The organism is Vreelandella lionensis (genome assembly GCF_002087295.1).
Classification (GTDB): domain Bacteria; phylum Pseudomonadota; class Gammaproteobacteria; order Pseudomonadales; family Halomonadaceae; genus Vreelandella; species Vreelandella lionensis.
Genome location: NZ_MWVI01000082.1, coordinates 1 through 26,349, shown reverse-complemented (window position 1 = coordinate 26,349; position 26,349 = coordinate 1). Strand labels below are relative to the sequence as shown.

Below are 26,349 nucleotides of genomic sequence, written 5' to 3'. Positions count from 1 at the left end.
TCCGGGGGCCGGTCTCACGGATTCAGGAAGTTATCAGGATATACAATGGCGGATGCAGACTCTGAGTGCAACACACTCATTGATGGTTGATGAGCTTTCACGGTACTTAGCCATCAGCTCGCTCATCACTTCTATTGGACATTTAAAATCAAAGCATTTTCGAGGCCGCATATTCAGCTCCAAGGCAATAGCGTCCAGCTCTTCCGTAAGCGCGCCATAAAACCCATCTACCCACCTTAACGTTGGCTGATCACACTGATGGTCTCTTTGATTTTGGAGATCATCATGAGCCGCGAACTCAATTCCACTCAAGCGTTTTGGTTAGGCCACCTGTCTTATGCCGCCGCGTTGCCGCTGCCGTTAAGTGCGTATGCTCAAGCGCAAGCCGTGACGTTCGCCGACCTGATGGCGTGGGAAAAACGGTTAATCGTGCAAGGCTTCCCCGTGCCTCCGCGTTGTCGTCCCGCACGGTTTGTCGCGGTGGAGGTCGTCACATGATTCGTCCAGGCACTGACCTAAAGATCTACCTGTGCCCAGAGCCCGTCGATATGCGAAAGCAAATCGATGGCTTGGCGCTGTTGGTGCAGGAAGCCATGGCCTTGAACCCGTTTGATCAAGCGCTGTTCGTGTTCGGTAATCGACAGCGCGATAAAGTGAAGCTGCTATTCTGGGAACGTAAGGGCTTTGTGGTGTGGTACAAGCGCTTGGAACGTGACGGTTTAAATGGCCCACCCACCTGAAGGACGAGACCGTGACGTTAACCGGTCAAGAACTTAACTGGTTGCTGGATGGCTATAACCTGAAGGCTATGCAACCTCACAAAGCGTTGAATTTTTAGCGGATTGGATAGCCGTAACGCTCCTATGTTGGTGACGTTTTTGGTACACTAGGCAGTATGAAAAACACCAACGCTTCCTCACCGACGGTCACCCAGCTTGAGCGCAAGCTGGCTGCTACTGACGCTGAAAATGCGCGGCTGTTGGCGTTGATGGAGAAAAAAGAAGCGCAGTGGGAGTCCACCAAACAGTCGCTGTTTGAACAGTTCCGGCTTGCCCTGGAACGTCAGTTCGGCCCCTCTACCGAGAAGTACCGTGTCGACCAGCAGGATCTTCTGATCAATGAAGCGGAAGTGGCGGTTGACGAGGAAGACAGCGATGCATCGGCGTGCGACGCCACGGCTGATGACGCGACGACCGACACCACCATGCCTGTTAAGCGTCGCCCGCGCGGCGGGCGGGTGGCGCTACCACCGGAGCTGCCGCGCGTCGAGGTGGTGCATGAATTACCCGATCATGCTCGCCACTGCCACGAGGACGGCACCGCGCTCAAGGTGATCGGTGAAGAGGTTAGTGAGGAACTGCACGTGGTGCCTGCCCGTGTTGCGAAGAGGGCGTCAACACGGCCCCAGCGCCGGCCAAGCTGTTGCCAAAGAGCAATGCCAGCGCCACGCTGCTCGCCTATATCGCGACGGCCAAATACCAGGACGCGCTACCGCTGTATCGGCAAAGCCAGATCTTTGCCCGCCATGGCGCCGAGATCCCCCGTAATACCCTGGCACGCTGGATGGTGCAGGTGGGAGAACGGATCACCCCGCTGATCGATACGTTGCGTCAACACCGCTTAAATGCCCCGCTGATCCACATGGATGAGACAACGCTCCAGGTCAACCAAGAAACGGACCGTTCTGCCAGTGCCACCTCGTACATGTGGGTGCAGCGCGGTGGCCCACCGGGCCAGCAAGTCGTCTTGTTCGACTACGCCGCCAGCCGCGCCGGACGGGTGCCCGTTGATCTGTTGGGCGACTATGCGGGTCGCTTACTCACCGATGGCTATGAAGGCTATGCCGAGATCGTTCGCCGTAATGGAATCACCCATGCAGGCTGCTGGGCGCATGCCCGGCGTAAGTTCGTGGACGCCCAGAAAGTACAGCCCAAAGGCAAAACCGGCAAAGCAGACTGGGCACTGAACCAGATCCGTAAGCTGTATGGCGTGGAAAAACAGGCGAAGGCTCTTGAACCCGACACGCGTCAGGCGCTGCGTGAGCAGAAGAGCCGTCCGTTCATCGATCAACTGCGCACCTGGCTCGACAAGTCACTGGCCCAGGTGCTACCCAAGAGTGCGCTGGGTAAAGCCCTGCACTACTTGGACAACCAATGGCCCCGCCTGGTCCGGTTCTTAGACGATGGCCTGATCCCGCTGGACAACAATCCGGCAGAGAACGCTATCCGTCCGTTCGTGGTGGGGCGTAAAAACTGGCTGTTCAGCCACACCCCGAGCGGTGCTCATGCCAGCGCAGCGATCTATAGCCTGATCGAAACCGCCAAAGCCAATGGTCTCTCGCCTTACGATTGCTTGCAGTATGTCTTCGCGACACTGCCCACCCTCGATGATGATGACCTCAACACGCTGCTGCCCTGGCAGTGGAAAGAGACATTACCGATCTAAACGCAGCCTGCATAGGTAGGGTTAGTGGATAGTTTACCCGCGATGACGGTCCGCTGGCGTGACATACTGGATGCCACTGTGCACGTGCTGTTCGTTGTAAGCCCGCTCGAACGCTAGCATCCATTCTCGTACCGCGCCCAGCGATACGAAGCCCTTGGTGGGCCACGCTGGACAGTATTTGACGGTACGGAACAGCGCTTCCGAGTAAGGGTTATCATTGCTTACTATCGGCCGACTGTAAGACATCAACATGACCAGCTCTGTTAGTCTCGCTTTGAGCGTATAGGAGGTCATCGGTGCTCCGTTATCATGGCGGCTGATGTCAGCAACCCTCGCAGCAAGGCACGTTCCAAAAGCTGTTTAGCCAACTCGCTCGATTCCGTGTCGTGGACTTCCCAAGCAATGATTTTGCGGCTGTAGATATCCATGATCAGGTAAAGATGCCAGTGCTGACCTCGCACAACGGAGGCACAATAACTGATGTCCCAGCTCCAGACCTGGTTTGGCCCTGTAGCCGTAAAGCTGGTCGGCTCGGGGACTGAACGACGTGGTTTCATACGGCCACGATGGTGCTGCTGATGATGCTTTTTCAAGACCCGATAAAACGACGATTCGGAGGCCAGATAGACGCCTTCGTCGGCCAATAAAGGAACGATTTGAGACGGCGGCAAGCTCTGATACTCGGGGCGATGGCACGTGTTCAAAATGGCTTGCTCTTCCTCATGCGTCAGCTGATGCGGCTGCCTGCTTTGCCCTGCATGCGGACGCTGATCCTCGACAATAGCGCCGCGCTCAGATCGCCACCGCTTCAGTGTGCGTTCGCTTATGCCAATCACGGCAGCCGCTTGATAACGGGACTCGCCACCCACAACCGCTTCGTCAAATAGCGCGAGAGCCTTGCACGTTCCTTGAGAGGCGTTAGTCGTCCTCGCCGCTGTCCGGATCCTCGCCGTACAAGGCTTCGAGCTTTTTTGAAAGCACCAGCAACGACGCTGTTTCTGCCAGCACCTTGTCTTTGCGCCGTACTTCCGCTTTGAGCTGCTTGATGGTCTTTCGGTCTTCTTTGCGCTGTTTCTGCGCTGCTTTTGCCTGCTCTTCTTGCCGACCAGCTCCTTCGAGACAAGCGGCCTTTCATTCCTGGATTTGCTCGGGATAAAGGCCTTTTTCACGACAGTAAGCGCCAAGCTCTGTTTCTGACATCGGCGCGGTTTCGATGACAACGGCTAGCTTGGCGTCAGGTGACCATTCGTTGTCGCCTTGGGTGTAACCCGGCACAGGCACTCCTTTTTCTCGACACTGTTTTAACCAACTATACAGCGTCGCGTTGGAGATGCCTTCTTCCGTTGCTACCGACGCCACACTGCGATTGTGGGGCGGCAATAACTTTTTCAGGATGGTGGCTTTACGCTCTTCAGAATAACGTGGCACATGAATTCCATACCGCTCCCTCTGGATTGAGTTTAGGCGATATCGCCAACCGGACAACTAGGCTGACAGAGGGGGCTACTCGCGTTTTATGCGTAGCCAAATCATGCAAACGAGCACATATTGTGCGTTGACCAAAGGTCAAATCTGGTAAAAATCAGGACGCGAAAAAGTCACGGTGTGTGCCAACATTGTGACGACAAAAGACAAAGAATGGCGTTAATTGGTGTGATAGTGAAGAGTTAGAAAGCATTGATTTTGTTTTAAGTAATTGTTTTTTAAAAAAATTTATGATTTTTTGGCGATGAGGAGGAAGGATGCGTATGCGACTGAAACCGGCCTCCGAAGCCGAAGGTCGCAGATTCAATTCCTGCCGGGCGCGTCGAACCGCTCCGGCTTACCGGAGACTCCATATCTTGAGAGGATGGAGTCATGAACTCCCCAAAACGATATTCCTCAGAAGTCCGGGAGCGAGCTGTTCGATTAGTCCTTGAACAGGAAAGGCGAATACCCGTCCAAGTGGGCGGCGATCTGCTCCATTGCCAGCAAGTTTGGCTGTACACCAGACACCTTAAGAGTCTGGTGCAAACGCTCAGAACTCACGCAGGAAGATAGCTCGGCTAACCATGCATGAAAATGAACGACTCAAGCAGCTAGAGCGTGAAAACGTCGAATTGAAGCGTGCCAAGGAAATTCTCCGTAAGGCGGCTGCTTTTTTCGCGCACAGGCGGAGCTCGACCGCAAACCCAATTGATGGTGTCATTTATCGACGAGCATCGTGCTCAGTTCGGGGTCGAGTCGATTTGGAGCCAGCTGCCAAATCGCCCCATCGACGTATTACCACCACAAGGCACTTGAAGCTGATCCTGAACGGCGGGCAGACCCGTATCAGTCGGCACCACCGGCGACTCCTACGACAATGCACTGACCGAGACCATCATCGGCCTATTCAAAACGGAGGTGATTCACCATCGTGGCCCATGGAAGGGGCTGGATACCGTTGAGTATGCCAGGCTGGAATGGGTTGACTGGTTCAACAATCGCCGACTACAGGAACCCATCGGAAACGTTTTCACCAGCAGAACGAGAGAGGACGTATTATCGTCAATTGGAGGAGTCGGGTGAAGCTGCTTGACTCAAACAAACCGGTCTCCGGAATAACCGGGGCGGTTCAAGGCTAGTCCTGGCCAAGGTTCATCCTGGGCCGAGCACCCATTACGGATAAGAAACAGCTTAGATTGGCATGGGCACAGTAGAAGTCTACTACTGCAAGTGGACTTGTATTCAGCCAAGGTTCCCCCTGGGACGGGTACCCATTCAAGATAGGAAACAGTCTAGATTGACACGAGAACAGTAGAAGCCTACTATTTAAGATAAGAATAACCCCCACGCCTCACAGGATTCGTCCTGACTGCGCACCAGGGGGTTAGTTTTTTTAGTGGTAAAAGAATGTATGGGGCCACAACTGCAACCACAACTAAACTTCACAAAACCCGCAAAATCCTCTTACGCCCACCTTCGTCATCTTCGCGCCAAGGGCCTCATCACCAAAGGTCAGCAATCACAAGCACTTAATGTCCTTCAGTTTGTCGGGTATTACCAGCTGCTCATTTATACGCGGCCGCTGCAGGATGATCAAAAACGTTTTTATCCGGGTGTAAGGTTTGACGATATTCTTGCGCTTTACGAGTTCGATCGTAGTCTTCGGCTAGTGCTCCTTGACGCTATTGAACAAGTAGAAGTCGCGTTCAGATCCGCCATAGTTAACGCTATGGCCAATGACAAAGACTGCGGCCCCCACTTCTATCTCAAAAACCAAACATTTCAAGGACATGGAAGCGCACCGCAATTTCATGAAGAACGTCTTGGATTGAGACTTACCAACCCCATTAAGCACTATTACCACACTTACCATACGCCGCCTTATCCGCCGATCTGGACAATCTTGGAGGAGTTAAGCATTGGCCAAATGTCGCGGTTGCTTGCCAGTCTTGATCGCGAACATCGGAGGCGAGTGGCTACACAGTTTGGCTACGATGAAAAGGTCATTGTGTCGTGGCTCAAAAGCACAACCATGCTGCGTAATAATTGTGCCCACCATAGCAGGGTCTGGAATAATAATGTCGGCGCTGACAGCCCTCAAAGCGCGAATGCTATCCACTCCGAGTTTCCAGGCAACCCTGATCAAGGATTTTTCTTTTCCCGGACCGTCGCGCTCCAAGCACTTTTGAAAGCGATCGATCCATCAACAACTTGGCAGGATCGCTTCAAGACAGTTATGAGAACATTGCCAGTTGCGACGCTCTCAAAAGCCGGCATCACACCTCAGTCAATAGGGATTCCCTTTCAGTGGGAAACACGACCGTACTGGAACTGAATACAACCCGAAGCTAATTTTCAGAGAGTATCCTGAAACACCTTATTATCCAGGGAAAGGTACGATGTTACGCTGCCTGGGAGTTGCAGAATACGAGGCCTTGGCGAAAGTAGCCGGTCGTTTGCGCCTCACTTGGATCGAAGTCCCTGTTGAAATGGAGGGTAGCTGGGCAAGACTGACTGTCTGAATCGCCAAACTGTTGCCAATCTAAGTGAGTTAGGTGCCACATCCAGCTGATTTAAGTTTAAACAGTAGCTTGTAATAGGCCCTACCAATGATCACTAACATTAATGAGTACGAGGCAGAGACTGCCTTTGAACGTTTTGCTCTTGACCGGTATTTACCTCTGACAGCCCAGACATCTGGAAGCTACATCGATATACGTCCCCTAATTGATGGAGGAAAAAACGTTATACAGAACGGGGCGAGCCACATTCAAGCCAATCGAGAGGACAGCCTACGTGCAGCTTTCTTGCCATTGGCGTTTGGAGCAGCCTGGAAGGTGCTTGATCTTACGATCGAGCTTGCGCTGGCGGAACAAGGTATAAAACCTCAGCGGGAAGCTAAGCTCTGGCCAATTAAGGAAAAGGCTCGTCTCGCAATGAGCGGTACGCTGAATGGCGTGATCCTAACCGAGGAAACCTGCACCTGGGAAGGAATGCTGACTTGTTACGTGTCTACAATAGAGTATCGCCATAGCCTGATTCATCGACAAGCTCAGTTTGTGGAAACCCCCCTCACCTTATCGGGCTATGGTAGAGACGGTATGCCTCTTCCACCGCTAGATGAAGCTACGCTTAGAGCCTTAATCGCGTTATCACAACTCATCGGGGAAGGGATCATCAACAACGGGCTGAATCGTCGTCGTCTCGACAACGTGAATTTTCTATTGAATAGATTATTGTGCTTCGGGGTTAACTCAGTACCGAAAGGCGTCAGGATGAAGCCTATCGAATATTATTGGATGAAACTTCGACGAAACCCTCATGGCCAATGGGTGGCCCCCTTCTCGGTCGTTCGAGAGCAGATGCGATGCAGAAGATAGATAGGACACATTGACGTTCGCATCGACTTACCGGGAGAAAGCGGTCGCCAGCTTGTCGGTCAGTGCGAGGAGCTACCGGACAGGTATGTCACAATCGATTTCAACCAAACCCACAAGCTACCTAGCTTATCAGTAATGCTGCCTAGACAAGATAGATAAAGGAGAAGTGCTGAAATAGACATTTTACTCAGGCGGGCGCCGCTGGGGCGCGCCATGGTGGGCACTGCGATTACCGATCGCGAGACATTGAAGCGATCCTTTCGGGCGCTCCCCGCCTGTGAAATTGATTCTACTAACGGCAGCTCGAAATAAGATCATGGCCGCCAAATCCTGCCTATCCAGCCTTCCCTCAACTGAGCGAGATTGTCGGTTGGGGATTATTTTTTCCGATATTAACTTCCCAGATGTCACCCATGTCCCTATCTTATTGGCGAGGCCGTTCATTGAACGGAATGGGAAACGGAAATTGCTAATCACGATGACCTCTAAGGTTGATTGTCAGGTTGTTTCGACAAGGCCCGCGGGCTTTTCGGCTATCACGCAAGGGCGCTTACGTCAGCAGTCCTGATAATAACCTCCTTGAGGAATCCCTGTGGCATTTCGCTCCAGGTAAAGCTGTCTTGCACAGCAAATCTGCAGCTTTCAGCTGATCAGATTCAAGGTTTTTACCTTCAAGCCCCTTCTAGGTCGCTAGTTGGGGCTTTCTCATTCTGTGTCATTGCCATCCCTAACTACCTATAACCAGCCATTCATGAGCCTGGGGACAATAGGGGGGATCGCATGCAGCAACGTGTTGAGCAGGTGGATCAGGTTGTCGAGACGCTGGTGACACACTATCTGGATAATCCTTTTTCTCGGTCGTCCGTCATTGGCGAGGCTTGTATTCGCCTGTCATGGGATTGCTCCCATCCTAAGTACCCCCAACGCGAAACCCTGTTGCGATATTTCGCTGCCGCACAAGCCCTGGTGATCGATACCCAGCAGCACATCAATCGCCTGGCTTCACGAAAGCGATCTCGGTCCGCGGCCGTCGAGTATGCGATGAGGATTCACCTCGCAGGACGAGTTCGCGAGCAAGCCCTCCATGCCCTAACCAACCGGAATGAGATAACCAATGATCACTAGCATCGAATATACAAGTCGACGTGACATCGAGCGCCGGCAAGCAAGCGCCGATACTGTAGTCCTGTCCATTCGAGGGCTTGACGAGCGTTCAACTCGCTTGGCAAAGGGGGGGATGATGTTCTCTTAATGCAGTTTGATCATGTCGTGCCCGGTGAAGGCTTCGGCTGCGAAGAACCCATGACGCTCGAGGATGCACAGAGAATTTCTGGGTGGATTCGCCAGTGGTCCAGCGATCGCAGGCCGGTGAAGCTGGTCATTCACTGCACTGCCGGGGAGAGCCGGTCTGCTGCTGTGGCTCTATGGGCTGGCGCCTCACTCAATCGACCTGCCCAGGGAGTCGAAGGTGATGGTAGGGATGCGAATCCGCACGTTCGGTCAATGCTCGACCGGGCGGCTGCGTGAAACGTCCATGTTTTATACTGTAGCCTATCGACTGGTTGCGGCCATCTAGCACTCAAGGCCTCCAAGGGTCACTCTGCGCCCTACCAATGATGAGTCCTGCAACGGGCAGGAATGACTAAGGAGACCGTATGAAAGAGTTCGAGGGCTGCTTCCAGGGTTACATGCTCAACAGCAGTATGGATGGGATGAGCCTCCCAGCAGGGGCCACTGAGCAGATTTATATCGGGTTGTACCATATCGATGGTGGGACAGCCGGGGAGTTCTGCATTCAGTGGGGTAATCACTCCCCTTTATTGCATGTTTATCAGGATGATTGGAAAGCCCTGTACTCTATGCAAGATGTGCTGAATTTACTGGCTGAACTGGATGGCAAAGAGATAACTCCAGAAAAGTTTATTAAGAAACTTAAAGCCTTAGGGTTTCGAGAGAACCTGTAGTTTCATTGAGGCTTAACGAGATTTTATTTCATCCTGAAGGCCCCTCAAGATCGAGGGGCCTTTTTCATTGCGCTGCACAGAGCCTCACCAGTTGTGTCAGTGGAGTCCCTATCTCTTCTTGAGACCTGCAATTCAGCAGGAATGAGAGAGAGGAACGATCATGGAACTTAATAAATTTGACGGCTTTGCAATCTGTGGTGACTCCGTTACAGGTACGAATGGCCACTTAACCGTCACACTGATGCTCGACAATGATCCAGTGGTGACCCCGGACTTCTTCGATAGGTACTCAGATTCCGATAAGGAAGCTTTTGCTGAGCATAAGTGGTTCTTCGGTATGCTGTCCGCCAAGGTCGAAGTAAAGATAGGTAGCCAACCCGTCCTTTTGAGCGATGTTGAATTCGCAAGAAGTGGGGTTGAGGTCAATAGGTACGATAATAATGCCCGTCTTAACGCTAGTGCTTTTGAGCTGGCTCAGAATGCACTGGCTCGCGGCATCGAGCTTCTTGAAGGGATCGATACCGCCGCTGATAACATTCCAAATCTCGAAATGTTCTGATGAGCTTTTCCTAGACCCCTCTCTTTTGAGGGGTCTTTCTCTTCACGCTGAACAAAGCATTTCTCACATCTTTAATTGCTGCTGTGCAACGTTCCCCCTCAGCCTCAGCCGCCAGGCAGGGCTGTTTCTAGGGGCTGACTGTGCAATATCCCCCCCTGCCCAACAACGTCATTAGCAAGGCGCTGGTGTCATTTTCAACAATTGCTGCGACTAAACAATAATTGCTGCGACAATCTCTATGTTGAGTTTATATAGAGCGCGCCCTTGTGACCGTTTCTCTGAAACAATGCAAGCCGCACGTTGGAAAGCACTTGGCGTTGCCAAAAGTGTTGATACGGACGCTCCTGAGCGGCTCAGGAGCAGGACTCCCCAAGGGGGGCGTACATTCCCAGATAGAGATAATGGGTATCAAGTGGCGCTATAGTTATTGAGGCTGCTACGTGCAGCCTCGGCGGGACCTTCTGCCGGTAGTCTCCTAATTCACCTTACCAGCCCCACAATAAGGATCGGCATCACAAACATGGCGGATAGCGGCATCTTCGGGTTGTAGGGTGCTGTGCGCAATATCGAAGCGCTCCCGCAATATCGTTTGCACCTGCGGCAGTATCTCTTCCCATCGCTCCATCGCTTCCACATCGATATGTGCCACTAGAGCCTGGCTGTTTGATGACAGGCTCCAAATATGCATGTCATGGATAGCGCAGACACCGTCGACCCGGACTAGAGCGCAGCCGACTTCATGCGCATCAATTCCTTTTGGCACGCCTTCCATCAAGACAAGCGTGACCTCACGCAGTAGCCGAATGGCGGACACCAGTATCAATAGGCTGACGAAAAGAGACAGGATCGGATCCGCAATGGGCGGCCCGTCCAGATAAATGACCGCCCCAGCAACCAGCGCAGCTACCGAGCCCAATAAGTCTCCCATTACGTGCAGAAGCGCTCCGCGGACGTTTATAGTTTGCTCCCCGCGCATCAGCACCCAAGCCACTACGATATTCACCAGCAAACCGAGCCCGCCTATCGCCAAAACCATGCCTCCGGCAACGGCGGGTGTATCTGCCATGCGGCGGATCGCCTCGTAAGCGATGAATACGATCACCCCCAACATAAAAAACACCTTAAACAGAGCGCCGAGGATTTCATCACGCTTGAGTCCAAAGGAGTGCTGACGCGATGCTGGCTTCTTGGCCAGCCAAGCAGCGAAGGCACCAATCCCTAGCGACAATGAACCGGTTAGCATGTGGCCTGCGTCCGACAACAGGGCAAGCGAATCAGCTATCAGGCCACCGAACACTTCGACACCTGCAAAACCTGTAGTGAAGACCAGTGCGAACAACAAGGTCTTGCCGCCACTATGGCTATGATCGTGGTCTGACATTTATGTCTCCTTCGTTATTAGCCCACGAGACTTCCCGCGAGCCACCCCTACCCTCTATCAGGCCATTGGGTCGACAGGTTTTTTCCGCGCTAATATAAGGCAGGTTGTACCTGCCACATTACGTATTGATATATTCATAGGAGCATTCTTGCCAAGAAGGTGGCGAAGAAGAACCAGATAGCGATAAACACGAGAGCAGCTATGCGGCTTACCGGGCGTTCAGAGGCTGCGTCAGCGGTTGCTCGGTGCTCGTTCATGACCTCTGGTGGTGTAAGCTTCACCGCCAACAATATCCCGAGTGGGACAATGATGATGTCGTCCACGTAGCCGAGTACGGGGATGAAGTCGGGGATCAAGTCGATAGGTGAGACGGCATAGGCGGCGACAATCATTGCCAACACCTCTGCAAACCATGGGGTACGTTGATCGCGAGCGGCAAGCCAGACGGCGTGTACATCCCGTTTGATCGTGCGAGCCCATTGTTTAGCGTTCGAGATTAGTTCTGTTGTCATCAGGGACTTTCTCTACTCAGTACTCGTACCAACAAGAAGCAAGTCCAGTTCCTCAGTGCTGAAACACAGCAAGGAAGCCGGAGCGCATAACTGTAATCGCTCATGGTAGAAATCACCCCAGGCGTAGGTGATGGTCGTACCGCGCCAGGGCCTTTGATCCTTTTCTTCGAGCGGGTGGCGGGCTTGATCATTGCTCTCATCCATATTGAATATTCTGTGTGCCAGGCTTCTTTCTCTCCTACTTGAGGTAGGACTTGATGACCTGTAGCACCGCGTCCAAATCTTGTTGCCGCTGCTCCAATTCGGGCTCCCTGACGATGTGATCAGTTAGGTGTCCCTCTATTATGGCTGCCATCAGCCCATTGACCGCCCCGCGAATCGCGGCAGTCTGTTGCAGCACGGCAGTGCAATCCCCTTCCTTAGCAAGTTGCCTTTCCAGTGCGGCTGCCTGCCCCTGAATGCGTCGAACACGAGTTAGCAGCTTCGCTTTGTCTTTGATCGTGTGCATGTGGTCGTCTCTGTGGAGAAGGAAACAGTACAGGAGGTAGTATAGATACTAGGGGGTAGTATGGCTTGCTTGCAACAGAAGAAAGTTATGTGAATCGTTCATCCCAGCATGCCGCCTGTAACCGACTGCAACACATCGGGGAGGGCCCCGTGCTCCAGGTGCTGGCTCATCGTATCTATCGTCACTCGTTCCTGGCCCAGGTCACCGCCCTCGTCGGCAACGGTTTAACGACGGTCGCCCTAGCGCTGCTGGCCCATGACTTGGTGGCCGGGCAGGCTAAGATGGTGGCCTATGTGGGCATCGCGTCACTGGTCGAAGCCTACGCCTCGCGTCTGCCGCGCTGCTGATGGTGATGAGCTTCGATGTGCTGTTCCTGCTCAATAGTCTGGCCTTCCTGGTCGTCTCGGTGGTCCTGCTGTCGCCCCAAACTGCGGATGACGAAGCGCTAAGTGACTGGCGCAAGGTCTCCCACGGCATGCGAATCTACTTGAAAACGCCCCGGCTGTGAGGGATGCTTGCCCTGAACATAGCGGTTTCGGTCGCCGGGGCCATGCAAATCGTTAACACCGTGGTCTATGTCCGCTCCGGGCCTGGGCGAACAGGCGCTCGCGACCCGTCTCTGGCCGTCACGGGTTCCGGTGGCGCTCTAGCATGACCATGCTCCTGTGGAGCACTCCCATCTGCACTACCATGACGACCATCACCAGCATGAACATGAGGTCTGGGAGGGGTCTGAACCGCATCGCCATCCTCACCATCACCCGAGGGGCAGGCATCGACACATCTTTGTAATCGATTTGTCATCACACGAAATGGACGTCGTGACATGACAAAAAGGCACAAGAAACGTTTGTATGACCATTTTGGCTGACAACATCCTTCACTTACTGTAATACCGCATCCTGGGCACAAAGACGAAAGAGCATGATCTACACTTCAGCTCGAAGCTCCGGTTCCGGTGACCTGCAAGGAAAAGCATCAGTAGTTCGATTCTGCGTTTATGCTACGTGAACAGTCCTCTTTCCCAGAGGGTTGCTACGCATATTGCTTTAACACTGTCTCTGGATGACACAGATCAGGAAAGATCAATTAAAAAAAGCAGTATGTTCGGCTAACACTCCCAGGCCAATACCAATTAAAACGAACCCACCGATCAGCTCAGACCAGTGGCTAACGTATTTGCCAAATTGGTGACCCAATAAGGTGCCAATTGATGCCATGACAGTAGTGGCTAAACCAATAGCTAAGCTGGTAGCGATGATATTGGCATCAATAAAGGCAAGGCTTGCACCAACGGCCATGGCATCAATACTCGTAGCAATAGCCGTTAATATCAATAACCACAGTGTTTGCTTTTCTTGGGCTATTTTGTCTTCTTTGCATAGGCCCGAATACACCATATGTAAACCAATAACCAATAAGATTGAGAACGCAGCCCAGTGATCCCAAGCCTGCACAAAGCGCTGCGATGCTACCCCGGCCAACCAGCCCAGCAAGGGTGTTATGGTCTCGATAGTACCAAATATCAGCCCAATGCTGATGGCGTGCCGAAACGAGGGTTTTTGTAGCTCAGCGCCTTTGCTGATGGAAGCAGCGAAGGCATCTGCCGACATGGAAAAGGCCAAAATCAATATGGTGGCAAATGTCATGACATGGTGTCTCTAGCTGAAAATCCGACGCTCTAAACCAAGTCACCCAAAATTACTGCTATACTTAAGTAAATTCGTCGGGTATTAAAAGGCTCCCAACATTATCATTTCCGGCTAGATAAACAAGTCAAAACGTTAAAAATATAGTTCGTCTTGTATAAGACACTTAGCATAGGCTAGCCATGTTTCCCTCAGTCTTTACTTTTAGCCTAGTTGCATTAATAAGTGAATTTTTTTTCAATAGCGTACATTAAGTGTGTTAATCCAATAGATATAAAATTATTAAGGTTCCAACTCCTGCAGCTCCTAATGCGTCGAGCGTATCTATCAAATCATTTTCAACTACTTTCAATACACTGATAGAATAATAACGTCCAAGTAACTGTGACATACCACTTGACGTTACACTTAATATGGCGATGATGATCTCGATTCTTTCTATTCCCGTTAACCACAGCAGAGTCGATAGAGTAAAGTAATTAAAACAACACTGGCTCTAAAGGAAAGCCATTTAGCAGAATGTATAGAGGTATTGACACCGTCTACCAAGCCCCCTGCTGTTGCCATTTTTTTGGGTAGTAGCCGTCTCCAAAAACCTTGGTTGGAGTCCAATAGATGCGATAAAACCATGTGCATACACCAGGATAGTTGAGCAGAGTGGAGAGCAGCTTGACATGGAATACTTAACGATCACTTAAGCATTCATTAATTGGCGAGGCTCCGGCACGTTTGGCTAATATCTTCTGCCTGCTGATATACGTCCGTTGCTACGCCAAGCAACCCCAGCACGCTGTGAAAGAAGTTATCGTGGGAAGCGGCTTGATCAGAGACTTGGCGTAAGCACTCCGTATCGAGTCCTCGCTGCTTTGAAAATGAGTTGGAAAGCCACCAAACCATAGGCACATGGGTCTGTTCATCGGGAGCAATGGCATAGGGAATGCCGTGCAAATATAGGCCTTTTTCACCCAGTGATTCACCATGATCAGAGAGATAGATCATCGCAGTTGCGTAGTCATCCTGACGCTTTAACATCTCAATCACCTGATCCAACACAGTGTCGGTATACAGAATGGCATTGTCGTAGCTGTTGGTAATGTCGTCTCTTGAGCACTTGGCTAAATCAGCGGTGGTGCAAGCGGGAACAAAACGTTCGTAGTCATCAGGGTAGCGTTGGTAATAGCTGGGGCCGTGGTTGCCTAGCTGATGCAGCACAACAACCTGATCAGCTGAGGTACCGCTAATTTGCTTGTTCAAGGCTTGAACCAGTGCTTCATCCAAGCATCGCCCATCTTGACACAACGAGGCATACTCTTCTGGCGATAGCGCTTTTGTCGTCACTCCGTCGCAGACACCTTTACAGCCTGACTGGTTATCAAGCCAGGTGACCTCTAACCCGGCGTGGGCTAATACGTCCAGCAAGGATTCATATTGCTGAGCATACGATTTAGCGTAATCGGCACGCCCTGGTAATGAAAACATGCAGGGTAATGAGACCGCTGTGCTTGTACCGCATGAGGAAACATCTGAAAATTTGATAACGTCAGGCTGCTGGGCAAGTTTGGGTGTGGTTTGGCGTTCATAACCATTTAACCCCCAATTCCCCGCCCGTACCGTTTCGCCCACCACGATGACGAGCAGTGTGGGTTTGTCACCCGCTTGTGAACTGATACTGGCGTCCTCACCCACCGGGGAACGCACCGTATTCGCGGAAGCGTGTTGGCTCGAAAGGGCCTGCGCCATCGAAACAATATAATTACCTGGGGTCACCAAGTAGCGTAGCTCTTTATTGTTGCGCATGAGTGACGACACTTCTTGGTAAGATAAGAAAATTGCTAACAGCAATATAGCAGTGCTGGCAAGGCAATAAGCTAAGCGACGCAACACTGCCTTCTTCCAAGTTGTCTGTGTGATTTTAACGCGCCAAATCATGATGGTTGGCAAACAGAAAACGAGCATTAAATGAATCAGTAATCCGGGTGTAAGAAGCTCCTGTGCCTCGTTAGTATCCGTTTGAAGCACGTTGTCTAACATTGAAGTATCAAAATAGGTGCTGTAATAGCTAGTAAAGTAACTGACGAAAGCGGCAATCAGAAAAAGTAAAGTTAATAAGGGCTTTACCAGTGTTCGAAAAGCAATGCTAATAAAGGCTAAATAGTTAAGACAGGTCATCAACAAATACATAGTGGCAAAGGTTAGCCACGTCTGGACGGCAAGAGGTTCATAGCCAGCAAAGGCTTGTTGCCAAAAAGGGACATTGTAAAAAACACTGAATATGACAACGGCCCATAAGACAAGCTGCTCCGTGCTTAATGTGGGGCGATAATGCCAAGCGGTGCCAACAGCATTTGAAGGCAATGATAGCAAAGTACGCATCGAAAAGATCTCTGAATGAAAAGATTAATGAACGCTGGTGTGTAATAAGAATCTTGAAAGGACAAAGCTTACGGTCCAACAAATCATGACGGTCCAGAGGTCGTGGGAGAGAAAGTGCGCCCCGCGGAACTGTTGAGTGATCCCAAACGTAAGGCCAAGCCCTAAACCCAGAGAAAGCCCTGCCCATCGCCAATGAGGCCGTATGGCGGCAAAAAAGAAGTAGAGGGCTATCCACGTATAGCCTGCGCTGGCATGCCGGGGGGGAAAGCAGGCGGATGTGGCATGGAGGAAGGCCGTGTATTGAGCAAGCCAATAAAGTCTCGTTCCCCGCCATAGCGAACTAAATCCCAAGGGCATTCCATGTTCACAAGTTGTTTAAGCGTTGCGACAAGCAGCGTAGAAAGAAGCGTTGCGGAAAAAAGATATAAAAGCGGCATGCGATACGCTTTAAAACGAGTTACAACGGTGCTTAGTATCAAAAGGAGGAGTGTGACTAAACCCATCGCTAAGCTTAGCCATTTACCGCCTGTGTGAAGAACATCTTGGGTAATCAAGGCAACTTTCCACGTCCAGGCATTACCTTGAAAGCGATATATAACGTCAGTTATCGTAAAATCTATGTTTAAAATACTGAAGACCGACATGACGATTAGAAATAAAAGCCATACGGATGCTACGGATTTGAGAACATTTAGTAGAGCAGCACGCATAGCCACACACCCATCATCATAAAAAGGGTCATCATGACGGCGGCAGCCCCCATGTCTTTAGCACGCCCGCTAAGTTCGTTATGTTCTAGTCCAATACGGTCAATGGTGCATTCGATGGCGGAGTTAATGAGTTCTACTATCACTACAAGGGTGAGTGAAGAAAACAGCAATGCTTTTTCTACGGAAGTGGCATTAACAAAAAATATAAAAGGGTAAAGGACGAGGCATAGCATCACCTCTTGTCTAAATGCAGACTCATTTATCCAGCAAGCTTTTAAACCCGATACTGCATTAATAGAAGCGCGGAAGATGCGTTTGACACCCGTGCCATTAGGTTTTGACGTCGTTGAAATAGGCAAGACAGTACTCTCGATAACGTAACAGTAGGGTCACTGTAAAGAGCAAAACTTAACGAACAGTTATGCGCTTTAATTCAGTAGCTAGAACGCAAAGGGGCAGCGCTGGGTGGTGTTCTAACCCACTGTGTTGGTTGGTTTGTTGCCGAGGCCAGTTGAACGGGAGCGGTTGCGTTTTGTCCGTCAAGATTAGCGCTGATAGCGACTATTACCGTGCTGTTCTCTGGGCGCCACAGAATAGTGTCATAGGCTTCTCGTGGTACGAAGGCGAGTGATTTTTTCTGGCGTACTAGGGAAATGGTGGCGACATCGAGTGCTGCCGCTAAGTGCATAGGCCCTGAGTCTGGTGTCACGAGTAACCGCGCTCGCCCTAGAACAGCGGCAAAGTGACGAATAGGAAGCGGCGGGCATAAGCTACCATACAGTGATGACATCAAGCGCTGCTCAATAGGGGCTAGAAGCCTAAACTCCTCCGGTCCAAGGAAAACGACATAACGTATTTTGCAGGCTTCCATGGCATCGATGAGCATTAGCCAAAATGCCAACGGCCAACGTTTGTTTTGATGCCCGCCTACGAAGATCGCAATAAAGTCTGTATCTGATGAGTGGTCGCTATGCAGACTGAATAGCTGTCGTATCTTCGTCATGGCTTGATAGCCTTCCTGATCCGTTAGCTGGAGCAGTGGCCGATTATGGCAAGCAACGCCGAGCGGGCGTGTCAAATTGACGATGGCATCATAGGCATGTGATGACTTACTTCCGCCTCAATGTTGTACCAGCGCTGGTGACCTTTACCTGAACCCATGCTGTACCGTGCTCCTATTAACCGGGTCACGATAAAGCCGCTCGTTGAACCTCCGCTCACTTGTACCGCTAGATCATAGCGTTGTGCCCGTAAGCGGCGTAATAGCGTCACGCACTGCCAGGGACGGAGAATGGCGGTTCTCGACAGTAAATGCAAATGATCAACAGGACGTTGCTGCAAAAGTGGCCATGTTTTATCCGTCGCTAAATAATCTATGCGCGCGGAAGGAAAACGTTCACGAAAAGCATCGATGACAGGGGTACTGATTAGCGCGTTGCCCAGACGAAAATTGGGGCGAATAATGAGAATTTTTTCTATGCCCACAAGGTTATTAATGGTTTCTGGTGCAGGCGCTTTGACGATATACCGTATACCTCCGAGTAAAAATCGCTTCATTCTTTTTTCTACAAAACGGGCCATTATTTTTAAATAATAGTTTGTTATAATCAGTGTTAGTAAGTCCATACTATGGCGCTCTATTCAGTTAATAGAAAATGACCTGCCCGCGGTAGCGACAGGGCAGATTCAAAATGACCGCCAGTGAAGGCGCTGCTTTGGCTTTGCCCATGGCGAAAGAAGCAGCTTGAGCCTAAGTAACTTAAAGAAGAGTTAAGCTGCGTAAAAGGTTTGCAAAAAAGGGTGGCTGACTTACAGGTTGAATTCAGATGCGTTGCTTTGTGGGGGATACGTTGCCGTATTTAAGAAAAGCTTAAGTTTTAGTGGCGAAGATAGAGGTTTGTAGATTGGGGGAGCAGCATGCGTGCACTGCTAATAGAAGATGATCCCTTGCTTGGGGATGGCATTAAAACGGCGCTGGAACGCGAGGGGTACACGGTCGATTGGTTTATGCTTGGGCGCGAGGCAATCAGTGCTATCGGCAGCGAGACCTTCAGTGTGATTGTTTTGGATCTTGGACTGCCCGATATGGACGGTATGCAGGTACTGCAGTTACTCCGTCAGCAATCCACTCTACCTATTCTGATTTTGACGGCCCGAGATGCGATGGAAGACCGTATTGGCGGTTTAGATGCGGGGGGGATGACTATGTGCTCAAGCCTTTTAATTTGCAGGGGGTACTCGCCCGGTTTGCGTGTCGTCATGCGACGCGCTGAGTGGCGCGCTTCGCAGATATTGACACTGGGAGCGCTGAGTATTGATGAGGCGCGTCATGCGGTGAGTTGGCGGGGCAAAGACGTAAAGTTGGGCCGCCGGGAGTATGCTCTATTGTTAGAGCTAGCCAGGCACCCCGACAGAGTGCTGTCTCGTCCCCGTTTGGAAAATTTGCTTTATGGTTGGGGCGAAGAGGTCGAGTCCAATGCGGTGGAGGTTCACATTCATCATCTGCGTAAAAAGCTTGAAAAGCATCTGATCATTAACGTGCGCGGGATTGGCTACCGTTTGGATAGCCAAAGCGCGATGATCTCCATACGGCGTTATCTACTCCGTACGCTCGCCATTGCCCTGGTTCTCGCCGGGGGCGTTGCGTTTACCGCTGCCTACTTAATTACCGATCACGAGCTAGAAGAAATTCTCGATACACAGCTCAGTCTGCATAGCCGGATTGTAGCTGGCCAACTCGACCCAAACGCGACCATTGACGACTATGCTCGCCTGGCTTCGCACCTGGGCCTTCCAGAATATCCGGCCCAGCTATATCGCGACGGTATCGCAGTGCCCGTGAACAGCCCTGAATCAAGTCCCAAGCTTTACCACGAGGAAGAGCTTACATTAGTGCTGGGTTTTTGGAATTCAGATGGCTCACCCAGGTTGTTAGGGGGCAAATGGAATGATGCAGGGCCTTTCCCCGCTTCTTTAGAGGAGGGATTTCGCTGGGAAAGCTACGATGGTCATCGTTGGCGGGTTTTCAGCATGTTCGATATTACCACCGATACCTGGATCAGCATGGGGCTGCGAGGTTCGTTTCATGATGAAGTAGTCGAGCGCATCACCTGGAATAATTTATTGCCGATGCTTTTTTTGCTACCTCTTCTTCTTTGGCTGATGAGCCGTATTATCCGGCGGGGGATTGTCCCTATCCAAGCGCTTTATAGTCAGGTGCAAGGCCGCTCTGCCCGCGACCTAAGTGAAATCGATAATCCTGTTCCTCAAGAGCTTAATGGATTACGTCAATCGCTAAACGATTTTATCGCCCGGCTGAAAGAAACGTTAGAGCGCGAGCGGCGCTTCACCGCAGATGCGGCCCATGAATTACGCACCCCTTTAGCAGCACTGAGGATTCACCTAGATAACGCGCAGGCGGGAGGAGAGCAATCATTACAAAAGGTTTATATAGGTGCGGAACGGCTTCAGCGGGTGGTAGAACAACTGCTTATTTTGGCTCGATTGGATCAAGTGGCCACAACCTCATCGGCCACTATCGATCTTTATCCTATTATTGCTGAACTGGTAGCTGAGCTGTGGCCACTCGCTGAAGAGCGAGATCAGCACTTGAGGCTAACAGGCTTAACCCGGCTGGAGGTCCGCGCCGACGAAATCGAGGTGGGGATTCTGTTTCGTAACTTATTGGATAACGCCTTGCGCTATACGTCAGAAGGCGGTCAGGTAGAGGTAGAGTTAGCGCTTTGGGAGGGCTTGCCTCAGCTCACGGTGAGAGACACGGGCCCCGGACTCCCCGAGGCACTTTTGGATAAAGTCACTGAGCGCTTTAGGCGCTTCTGGCCAGGGCACCACCGGCAGCCGATTGGGTTTATCGATTGTCTCGGAGTTAGTCCAGCGCCAACAAGCCATTCTTACCCTCACCAACCGTGAACCTAGTGGGCTGGAGGTTAGCGTGAGGTGGGAGCGTGTGTATGCCTGTGCATCGTAAGCTCCGACTCGATCACTTCAAGACAAGGGAAAAGACATGTGGCTCACGGAAATGATGGCATCGCTGACGACGTATCTCGAACAACACCAGTGGGTTGCGGTCATTGCGGCTTTCATGCTCGCGGCTTCGGAATCGATCATCGTTATCGGTGCCCTCGTTCCCGGAACCGCCTTGCTAGTTGCCTTGGGTGCCGCCATTGGTCTCGGTCATCTTGCTCTATGGCCAATTCTGATCGCCACGACCCTTGGGGCAATCGCAGGAGATGGGCTGTCCTTTTGGGTCGGTCATCATTGGCGCGATGGTATTACTACGGCATGGCCCCTAAGGGGGCGGCCAAACCTCATCCATACCAGCAACGCCTGGCGGCAAGAGTATCCTGATCGCTCGTTTTACGCCGGGCGTGCGAGCAGTGATACCCGTCATGGCAGGAGTGTCGGGCATGGCCCCTGTTCGCTTTCTGGCGGCAAATATTACTTCAGCAATCATATGGGCTCCTGCTCACATCCTCCCCGGTGCAGTGGCTGGCCTCGGGCTCAGCTTGGTAGGGCATGCAAGCATCCGTTTGGTGGTGCTTGTCGGCATCATCTTCGGAGCTGGCTTCGCCATTGTGTTGTTGATTCGTCTGATGCTGACCAGGGGCGTGCCAGCCCTTGAGGCTCTGCGTTTGCGGCTTATCGGGCGATTGCGGAAATGTGCCGAGGGACGTGTCAGCACTTTGGCAATGTCACTTCTCGCGCGCTCGCATGACCTACAACCGCTCATCCTGATTGGTGTCCCGCTAGCCTTTGTTGCCGCCGCTTTGGCGACTCTGGCTCAAGAGGTGGCCGGGCGGAGCGGGCTGGCGGTCGCCGATCAGTCGATTAGCCTAGCCCTTAGCCCCCTGCGTACCGAACCGGGCGATAAAGTCGTCGCCTTCCTCACCGGCTTCGGTGACGCTTATGTCATCATCGCTTCGTCTGCAGCGGTCACTTGCTGGCTACTGCTGCGCAGGCAGTGGCACCTCGCCCTAGGGGTTGTGCTGAGCATCGCCATTGCCTCAGGACTTGCCACGCTCCTCAAGGCGGGACTGGCGATACCGCGTCCGCAGGCACTTTACGAGGGCGCCCAGGTCTTCGGCTTCCCGAGCGGCCACGCCACGGGGGACGCGACGCTGATGGGACTGCTTACCTTGTTTGCTTGGTTCGGCTTACCACAACCTTGGCGCAGGGTGATGCCCATGGCCTTCGCCGCGGTCGTGGGCATCATCGCCGCCTCGCGCCTGTATCTCTCGGCCCACTGGCCATCGGATGTCGTCGGCGGCATGCTGCTGGGAACCGGGCTTACGCTATGCTTTGCGCTGGCCTTTCGTCGCGTAGACCTACGCAAGGCCCGGCCAGGTATGTCGATCGCGCTGGCCTTATTCGTTTTCCTCGGATTTGGAGCCTGGCACTCATGGCGCGCTCTGCCGCAGGCCGTGGCCATGTACATGCCGCCCCCGACACCTGTGCAGGTCATTTCCCGCGATGCCTGGCTTACCGCAGACTGGCAAACCCTCCCGGTGCGTAGAACCGACTTGGTGGGTGAAACGGAAGAACCCTTCTCGCTGCAATGGACGGGAACCTCTACTGCCTTCGAGGCAGCTGCGAGCACTGCTGGCTGGGTCCGCGCCGATGGCCTCACCTTGCAGACCCTGCCACGCTATCTCGATCCGGCAGTCTCAGCCGAGGCGCTGCCGGTGATCCCTCGACTGCAGGATGGCCAGTTTTCGGTATTGACCATGGTGCGGCCCGCACAGGACGGCAAGAGTCGCGAGGTCCTGCGCCTCTGGAAGTCGAACACGGCGCTTTCCGACACAGGCAGGCAGACGCCGATCCTACTCGTGAGCGTGGAAACCGAAGTCATTCGTCGCGCTGTCGGCATGATCAATTTGCCAGTGGTACATGGGGTTGCCTATCCCTCTCGGCACGATCTCCGGCTGACGGGCACACTGCGCAGGAGGAAAGATGGCCAGCCTGTGCTGCTGGCACCAGCCGATTCGGCGGGGTGAGAGGACTGAAATGACCACCCTATTAAATCGTGAAAGACTATAATTGTATAACCCGCCGACTCTGTATGTATCCAAAAATCAGGAGCGCAACCGGGTGATGTTAGCGACATGAAAAATCTCGTCATGAAATCCACTATATGGCGCGGGTCGAAGGCAGCTTGTTGCATCCCGATCATCGTATGGACGCAGAAATAGATCGCAACTGCCCTGATTGGAGCCAACATGAACACCGAGCACAAGTACCTTGTCCGGCTTGCCAGACGCCTACGCAAGCAGCGCCAAGCCCTTGATCCGGAGGAGGTGACTTTTATGATAGGGATACACCGCCGGGAGCCTATCAGACGCGACGCCAAGACTGTCTCCGCGGAGCATTCGGCGCTTGGAAAGCGCCACTCCGACAGTGTGGCGGCGGTCGGCGGGACGTTTGAATATGAAGGTGGGTCAGCCCATCGTGCAACGACTCGACCGGATTGTTGCTCAGATAGGTGCCGATCAAATTGATGTCGCCGACCCGACAAAAGACCTGCCGCAACGCCATAATTCGAACGGGCTACTCCTCAATCTTAGCCTTCATGTTTTGGCTCACATCGCTCAAAGGGTTAACTCATCCCGTTGTCAGTTTTCTTTGGATCAGTGAGACAGCTGGGGTTCGACTGTAATGTGTACTAACGACGGGCATCGAGCTTGAATGCGCTGCAGGTAAATATCAGGCGATTCTGGGCTGTGTGAGACGAGCGCGACAATCGCCGCGTGGATATTGGGGCCAATCGACCAAATGTGTAAGTCGCTGATGTGCGTTTGCTCGTCCTCCGGACTCCCCGAGGCACTTTTGGATAACGTCACTGAGCGCTTTAGGCGCTTCTGGCCAGGGCACCACCGGCAGTGGATTGGGTTTATCGATTGTCTCGGAGTTGGCCCAGCGCCAAAACGCACGCCTTACGCTTAGTAATCGCACGCCCAACGGTCTAGTGGTCAGTGTGACGTGGGGGTAACACCACACCAGCAGCAAGATAGCTGAGTAATTGGCTGGCCACTGCCCAGGGATCGCCGATACGTTCAAGCACCTTAAGCCCAAGAAGGAAAATGTTCCCTGCGAAGCTTCTGGGGTGAATGCCTTCAGTAAAGTAGGCATCACCCGTAGTGATTTAACCTAATATGCATCTATTAACTTGTCAGCCTTATTGTGTCACGAAGGCCATCGTGTATGGTGGTTATCAATGACAAATATGTGCCGATGCACATTTCTGGGATGATGGTGGGGATGGCTATGAGGTTCCGGCCCCTCCCACCCTTAATGCTCGTGTTGATGGTGTTCATCGTGATAGTGAAGATGGCTATGACGTATAGGCGAGTGCTCATGCGCAATCTCTCTTGAGTCTCGACGAGGCCAAGTAAGCATCGCAAGCCCTGTCGCCGTTAAAGCTACTGTCCCGAGCAAAGCGAACGTTCCCGTCAGACCCAGGTTTATCCCCAGCCAGCCTGCCAACGGATAGGTGATCAACCAGCAACAGTGTGACAACGAGAATTGGGCACAAATAGCGCTGGACGATCCTCCGTCTGGCACGAACGCTTGAGCAAGCGCCCTGTAGGGGTCATGACCATCGAAGCGCCTGCACCCAGTAGCAACCATAGCCCGACAAGTCCCGCAAACGATGGGCCTAGCCAGCCCAAGTAGAGACTGAGCGCCATGATAACGCCACCCAACAGCATGACTGGTCGTTCAGGCAATCGATCCAGTACCTTAGGTAGCAGTACGGCCACCAGCATGGAGCCCCCACCTGCGGCCGCAAAGGCCAAAGCTACTTCTTTCTCGCCAAGCCCCAACATAGAGCGAACAAGCACTACCGTATTGACGATCTGCATCGCTCCGGCGGCTGATACCGCCAAGTTCAACGCCAACAGACCGCGAAGGCGAGGTGTTTTTAGATAAATCCGTATGCCGTGAGAAACGCGACGCCAAACACCGGGAATTTCCTCTAGTGGGTGTGGCTCAGGTAACATCACCGATATAACCAGTGAGGCAGAGATCACGAACGCCAGGGCGTTGAGTACAAACAGGACATCAAAGCTCATCGCCATCAGCAATGCCGCGGCCACCATCGGGCTAAGAAGATTCTCTAAATCGTAGGCAAGGCGTGACAGGGATAATGCTCGTGTGTATTGCTCTTCGTCTTCTAGGATGTCCGGTATTGTCGCCTGGAAAACGGGAGTGAAGCCTGCTGAGCAAGCATTGAGTAGAAAGATCAGCACATAGATTTGCCACACTTCGGTAACAAAAGGCAGTGCGCAAACCACGGCTGCTCGCAGCAAGTCGAGGCTAACCAACAACGTGCGTCGAGGTAGGCGTGAGGCGTAAGCACCCACCAGTGGAGCAATGCCCACGCAGGCGACCATCTTAATCGCCAGCGCTGTGCCTAGTACGACACCCGCCTGCCCCCCAGCAAGATCATGAGCCAGTAACGCTAGGGCAACGGTGGTCAGACCGGTGCCAATCAGTGCAATGACCTGAGCGAAAAAGAGATGGCGATAGACGCGATGGGCGAGTACATCGAGCATAGAGCGTTCCTCAAGTGAGGGGAGCTTAGATGCATTTACAGGTAGCGGGCAATGGCCTTGAACTCTTCAGTCCGCGCCCGCTGCGTTTGATCCTGAGAGCCCAAGGCATCTTCTAGGCAGTGATCGATATGATCTAAAACCAAGGCACGTTTGGCCTGTTGAATAGCTTTCTCAACCGCATGAAGCTGCTGGGCAATGTCTAGACAGTGGCGACCATCCTCTATCATCTGCGTCACGCTCGAAAGGTGTCCCCGAGCCCGGTTTAAGCGCTTGATGATATCGGGATGTGACTGGGTGTATGTACTGTCATTTTCATTTCCTTATTCTATTCCTATCCCCCTGGAGGGGATGATAATCTATTGGTGCTATGCGGATCTACAGCGTAAGCAAATTGTTATCTACATTTTTTATCGTCAATTTTTGTCTTGGTTGCTCTAAATGCTCAATCGGCTGCGCCACCGTCTTGGCTATCTGACCCTTCTACTGCTGTTTTTGCCTAGCCTGGTGCTTACCAGTATGGGCGAAGCGAGTGCGCATGGCGCAATGAGCATGGTTGGCGTTGAGTCATCTCACCATGAGAGTGTTCAGAAGGGCCATGGGCATACCCATGGGCATGAACACGATGACGGTCGACACCTCTCTCATGAGAGCGGCAGTCACTTCCACGAACAAGCGGATCGCTTGGGGGCGAACATTGCCATCGCACCAAACGTTCGTCATGCCATGCGGCTAGGCGAACGACGCGCTTTTCCCCTGCGTCGTGTCTACCGCTTGGAGCGCCCTCCACGGCCAGTCGTCGCTTGATGACTGGGGCCATCCATCCGATGGCCA

General features: G+C 52.4%; 25 protein-coding genes, 4 pseudogenes and 1 other annotated feature. Of the genes and pseudogenes, 15 read left to right on the top strand and 14 right to left on the bottom strand.

Annotation, left to right across the window (positions count from 1 at the left end):
• Positions 1-285: 285 nt before the first annotated feature.
• The 3 genes and pseudogenes from B4967_RS11615 to tnpC all read left to right on the top strand — a co-directional run bounded on the left by B4967_RS11615 (position 286) and on the right by tnpC (position 2,445).
• Positions 286-498: a hypothetical protein gene (locus B4967_RS11615; RefSeq protein WP_083025331.1), complete on the top strand. Its 213-nt coding sequence runs from the start codon at positions 286-288 to the stop codon at positions 496-498.
• On the top strand, positions 495-740 hold the full coding sequence (gene tnpB / locus B4967_RS11610) for an IS66 family insertion sequence element accessory protein TnpB (protein WP_083025326.1): 246 nt from the start codon (positions 495-497) through the stop codon (positions 738-740). Before B4967_RS11615 ends, tnpB begins: the two co-directional genes overlap by 4 nt.
• Positions 741-895: 155 nt before the next feature.
• Positions 896-2,445, top strand: a pseudogene (tnpC, locus tag B4967_RS11605) (IS66 family transposase).
• A 33-nt stretch (positions 2,446-2,478) separates the two neighbouring features.
• Here tnpC and B4967_RS11600 read toward each other — a convergent pair.
• From B4967_RS11600 to B4967_RS11590, 3 genes are read right to left on the bottom strand one after another with little or no spacing between them, the layout of a single operon-like run.
• Complete coding sequence (locus tag B4967_RS11600) at positions 2,479-2,739, bottom strand: integrase core domain-containing protein (protein WP_083025324.1); 261 nt, start codon at positions 2,737-2,739, stop codon at positions 2,479-2,481.
• On the bottom strand, positions 2,736-3,614 hold the full coding sequence (locus B4967_RS11595) for a DDE-type integrase/transposase/recombinase (protein ID WP_083025323.1): 879 nt from the start codon (positions 3,612-3,614) through the stop codon (positions 2,736-2,738). The genes B4967_RS11600 and B4967_RS11595 overlap by 4 nt, the downstream gene beginning before the upstream one ends.
• Positions 3,577-3,873 (bottom strand): transposase, encoded by a 297-nt coding sequence (locus tag B4967_RS11590; RefSeq protein WP_161491507.1) that lies wholly within the window; start codon positions 3,871-3,873, stop codon positions 3,577-3,579. The genes B4967_RS11595 and B4967_RS11590 overlap by 38 nt, the downstream gene beginning before the upstream one ends.
• Before the next feature lie 429 nt (positions 3,874-4,302).
• Here B4967_RS11590 and B4967_RS11585 point away from each other — a divergent pair.
• The 6 genes and pseudogenes from B4967_RS11585 to B4967_RS11555 all read left to right on the top strand — a co-directional run bounded on the left by B4967_RS11585 (position 4,303) and on the right by B4967_RS11555 (position 9,815).
• Positions 4,303-5,005: pseudogene (locus tag B4967_RS11585) on the top strand (integrase core domain-containing protein).
• Positions 4,580-4,699, top strand: a sequence feature (AL1L pseudoknot). Its footprint overlaps the pseudogene before it by 120 nt.
• Positions 5,006-5,323: 318 nt before the next feature.
• A complete protein-coding gene (locus B4967_RS11580) occupies positions 5,324-6,247 on the top strand; it encodes an Abi family protein (RefSeq protein ID WP_083025320.1) in 924 nt (307 codons plus the stop codon).
• 274 nt (positions 6,248-6,521) lie between these two features.
• Positions 6,522-7,292, top strand: a complete 771-nt coding sequence (locus B4967_RS11575; RefSeq protein ID WP_083025318.1) for a hypothetical protein — start codon at positions 6,522-6,524, stop codon at positions 7,290-7,292.
• Between the two features lie 780 nt (positions 7,293-8,072).
• Positions 8,073-8,417, top strand: coding sequence for a hypothetical protein (locus B4967_RS11570; protein ID WP_083025317.1), 345 nt, complete (start codon positions 8,073-8,075; stop codon positions 8,415-8,417).
• Positions 8,418-8,947: 530 nt separating this feature from the next.
• Positions 8,948-9,256, top strand: coding sequence for a hypothetical protein (locus B4967_RS11560; protein ID WP_083025314.1), 309 nt, complete (start codon positions 8,948-8,950; stop codon positions 9,254-9,256).
• A 160-nt stretch (positions 9,257-9,416) separates the two neighbouring features.
• Complete coding sequence (locus tag B4967_RS11555; RefSeq protein ID WP_083025312.1) at positions 9,417-9,815, top strand: hypothetical protein; 399 nt, start codon at positions 9,417-9,419, stop codon at positions 9,813-9,815.
• 475 nt (positions 9,816-10,290) lie between these two features.
• On the opposite strand, the gene B4967_RS11550 is transcribed toward B4967_RS11555, so the two are convergent.
• The 3 genes from B4967_RS11550 to B4967_RS11535 all read right to left on the bottom strand — a co-directional run bounded on the left by B4967_RS11550 (position 10,291) and on the right by B4967_RS11535 (position 12,216).
• The gene (locus tag B4967_RS11550; protein ID WP_083025311.1) at positions 10,291-11,196 is read right to left on the bottom strand and encodes a cation diffusion facilitator family transporter; all 906 of its coding nucleotides are present in this window, start codon (positions 11,194-11,196) and stop codon (positions 10,291-10,293) included.
• 134 nt (positions 11,197-11,330) lie between these two features.
• Positions 11,331-11,708, bottom strand: a complete 378-nt coding sequence (locus B4967_RS11545; protein WP_083025309.1) for a YkvA family protein — start codon at positions 11,706-11,708, stop codon at positions 11,331-11,333.
• A 238-nt stretch (positions 11,709-11,946) separates the two neighbouring features.
• The gene (locus tag B4967_RS11535; protein ID WP_083025306.1) at positions 11,947-12,216 is read right to left on the bottom strand and encodes a metal/formaldehyde-sensitive transcriptional repressor; all 270 of its coding nucleotides are present in this window, start codon (positions 12,214-12,216) and stop codon (positions 11,947-11,949) included.
• Between the two features lie 149 nt (positions 12,217-12,365).
• Here B4967_RS11535 and B4967_RS19520 point away from each other — a divergent pair, with 149 nt between their 5' ends.
• Entirely contained in the window at positions 12,366-12,563 is a 198-nt protein-coding gene (locus tag B4967_RS19520) for a hypothetical protein (protein ID WP_035561789.1), read from the top strand.
• Positions 12,563-12,724, top strand: a complete 162-nt coding sequence (locus B4967_RS19515) for a hypothetical protein (protein WP_243470538.1) — start codon at positions 12,563-12,565, stop codon at positions 12,722-12,724. Before B4967_RS19520 ends, B4967_RS19515 begins: the two co-directional genes overlap by 1 nt.
• Positions 12,725-13,301: 577 nt before the next feature.
• On the opposite strand, the gene B4967_RS11525 is transcribed toward B4967_RS19515, so the two are convergent.
• From B4967_RS11525 to B4967_RS19500, 6 genes are all read right to left on the bottom strand, one after another.
• A complete protein-coding gene (locus B4967_RS11525; protein ID WP_083025304.1) occupies positions 13,302-13,865 on the bottom strand; it encodes a manganese efflux pump MntP in 564 nt (187 codons plus the stop codon).
• A gap of 705 nt (positions 13,866-14,570) precedes the next feature.
• Entirely contained in the window at positions 14,571-16,238 is a 1,668-nt protein-coding gene (locus B4967_RS11520; RefSeq protein WP_083025302.1) for a phosphoethanolamine transferase, read from the bottom strand.
• A gap of 227 nt (positions 16,239-16,465) precedes the next feature.
• Positions 16,466-16,948, bottom strand: a complete 483-nt coding sequence (locus tag B4967_RS11515) for a hypothetical protein (RefSeq protein WP_243470537.1) — start codon at positions 16,946-16,948, stop codon at positions 16,466-16,468.
• Positions 16,930-17,307: a diacylglycerol kinase gene (locus B4967_RS11510; RefSeq protein ID WP_217908915.1), complete on the bottom strand. Its 378-nt coding sequence runs from the start codon at positions 17,305-17,307 to the stop codon at positions 16,930-16,932. Before B4967_RS11510 ends, B4967_RS11515 begins: the two co-directional genes overlap by 19 nt.
• 74 nt (positions 17,308-17,381) lie before the next feature.
• Positions 17,382-17,819 (bottom strand): glycosyltransferase family 9 protein, encoded by a 438-nt coding sequence (locus B4967_RS19505; protein WP_340638753.1) that lies wholly within the window; start codon positions 17,817-17,819, stop codon positions 17,382-17,384.
• Positions 17,820-18,022: 203 nt separating this feature from the next.
• Positions 18,023-18,574 carry a glycosyltransferase family 9 protein gene (locus B4967_RS19500; protein ID WP_243470536.1) on the bottom strand — a complete coding sequence of 184 codons (552 nt, stop codon included), beginning with the start codon at positions 18,572-18,574 and terminating at the stop codon, positions 18,023-18,025.
• 291 nt (positions 18,575-18,865) lie between these two features.
• On the opposite strand from B4967_RS19500, the pseudogene B4967_RS11500 reads away from it, so the two are divergent.
• The 3 genes and pseudogenes from B4967_RS11500 to B4967_RS11490 form a co-directional block, all read left to right on the top strand.
• Positions 18,866-19,522, top strand: a pseudogene (locus B4967_RS11500) (response regulator); the annotation flags it as partial.
• A 3-nt stretch (positions 19,523-19,525) separates the two neighbouring features.
• A pseudogene (locus B4967_RS11495) lies at positions 19,526-20,936 on the top strand (ATP-binding protein).
• 439 nt (positions 20,937-21,375) lie between these two features.
• Positions 21,376-22,962, top strand: a complete 1,587-nt coding sequence (locus B4967_RS11490) for a phosphatase PAP2 family protein (RefSeq protein WP_161491506.1) — start codon at positions 21,376-21,378, stop codon at positions 22,960-22,962.
• A gap of 1,497 nt (positions 22,963-24,459) precedes the next feature.
• On the opposite strand, the gene B4967_RS11480 is transcribed toward B4967_RS11490, so the two are convergent.
• A complete protein-coding gene (locus B4967_RS11480; RefSeq protein WP_479694231.1) occupies positions 24,460-25,518 on the bottom strand; it encodes an MFS transporter in 1,059 nt (352 codons plus the stop codon).
• Between the two features lie 35 nt (positions 25,519-25,553).
• On the bottom strand, positions 25,554-25,745 hold the full coding sequence (locus B4967_RS11475; protein WP_279384703.1) for a metal-sensing transcriptional repressor: 192 nt from the start codon (positions 25,743-25,745) through the stop codon (positions 25,554-25,556).
• A gap of 211 nt (positions 25,746-25,956) precedes the next feature.
• Between B4967_RS11475 and B4967_RS17890 the strand changes: the two genes are divergently transcribed.
• Entirely contained in the window at positions 25,957-26,322 is a 366-nt protein-coding gene (locus B4967_RS17890; RefSeq protein WP_139794478.1) for a hypothetical protein, read from the top strand.
• The last annotated feature ends 27 nt before the right edge of the window (positions 26,323-26,349 follow it).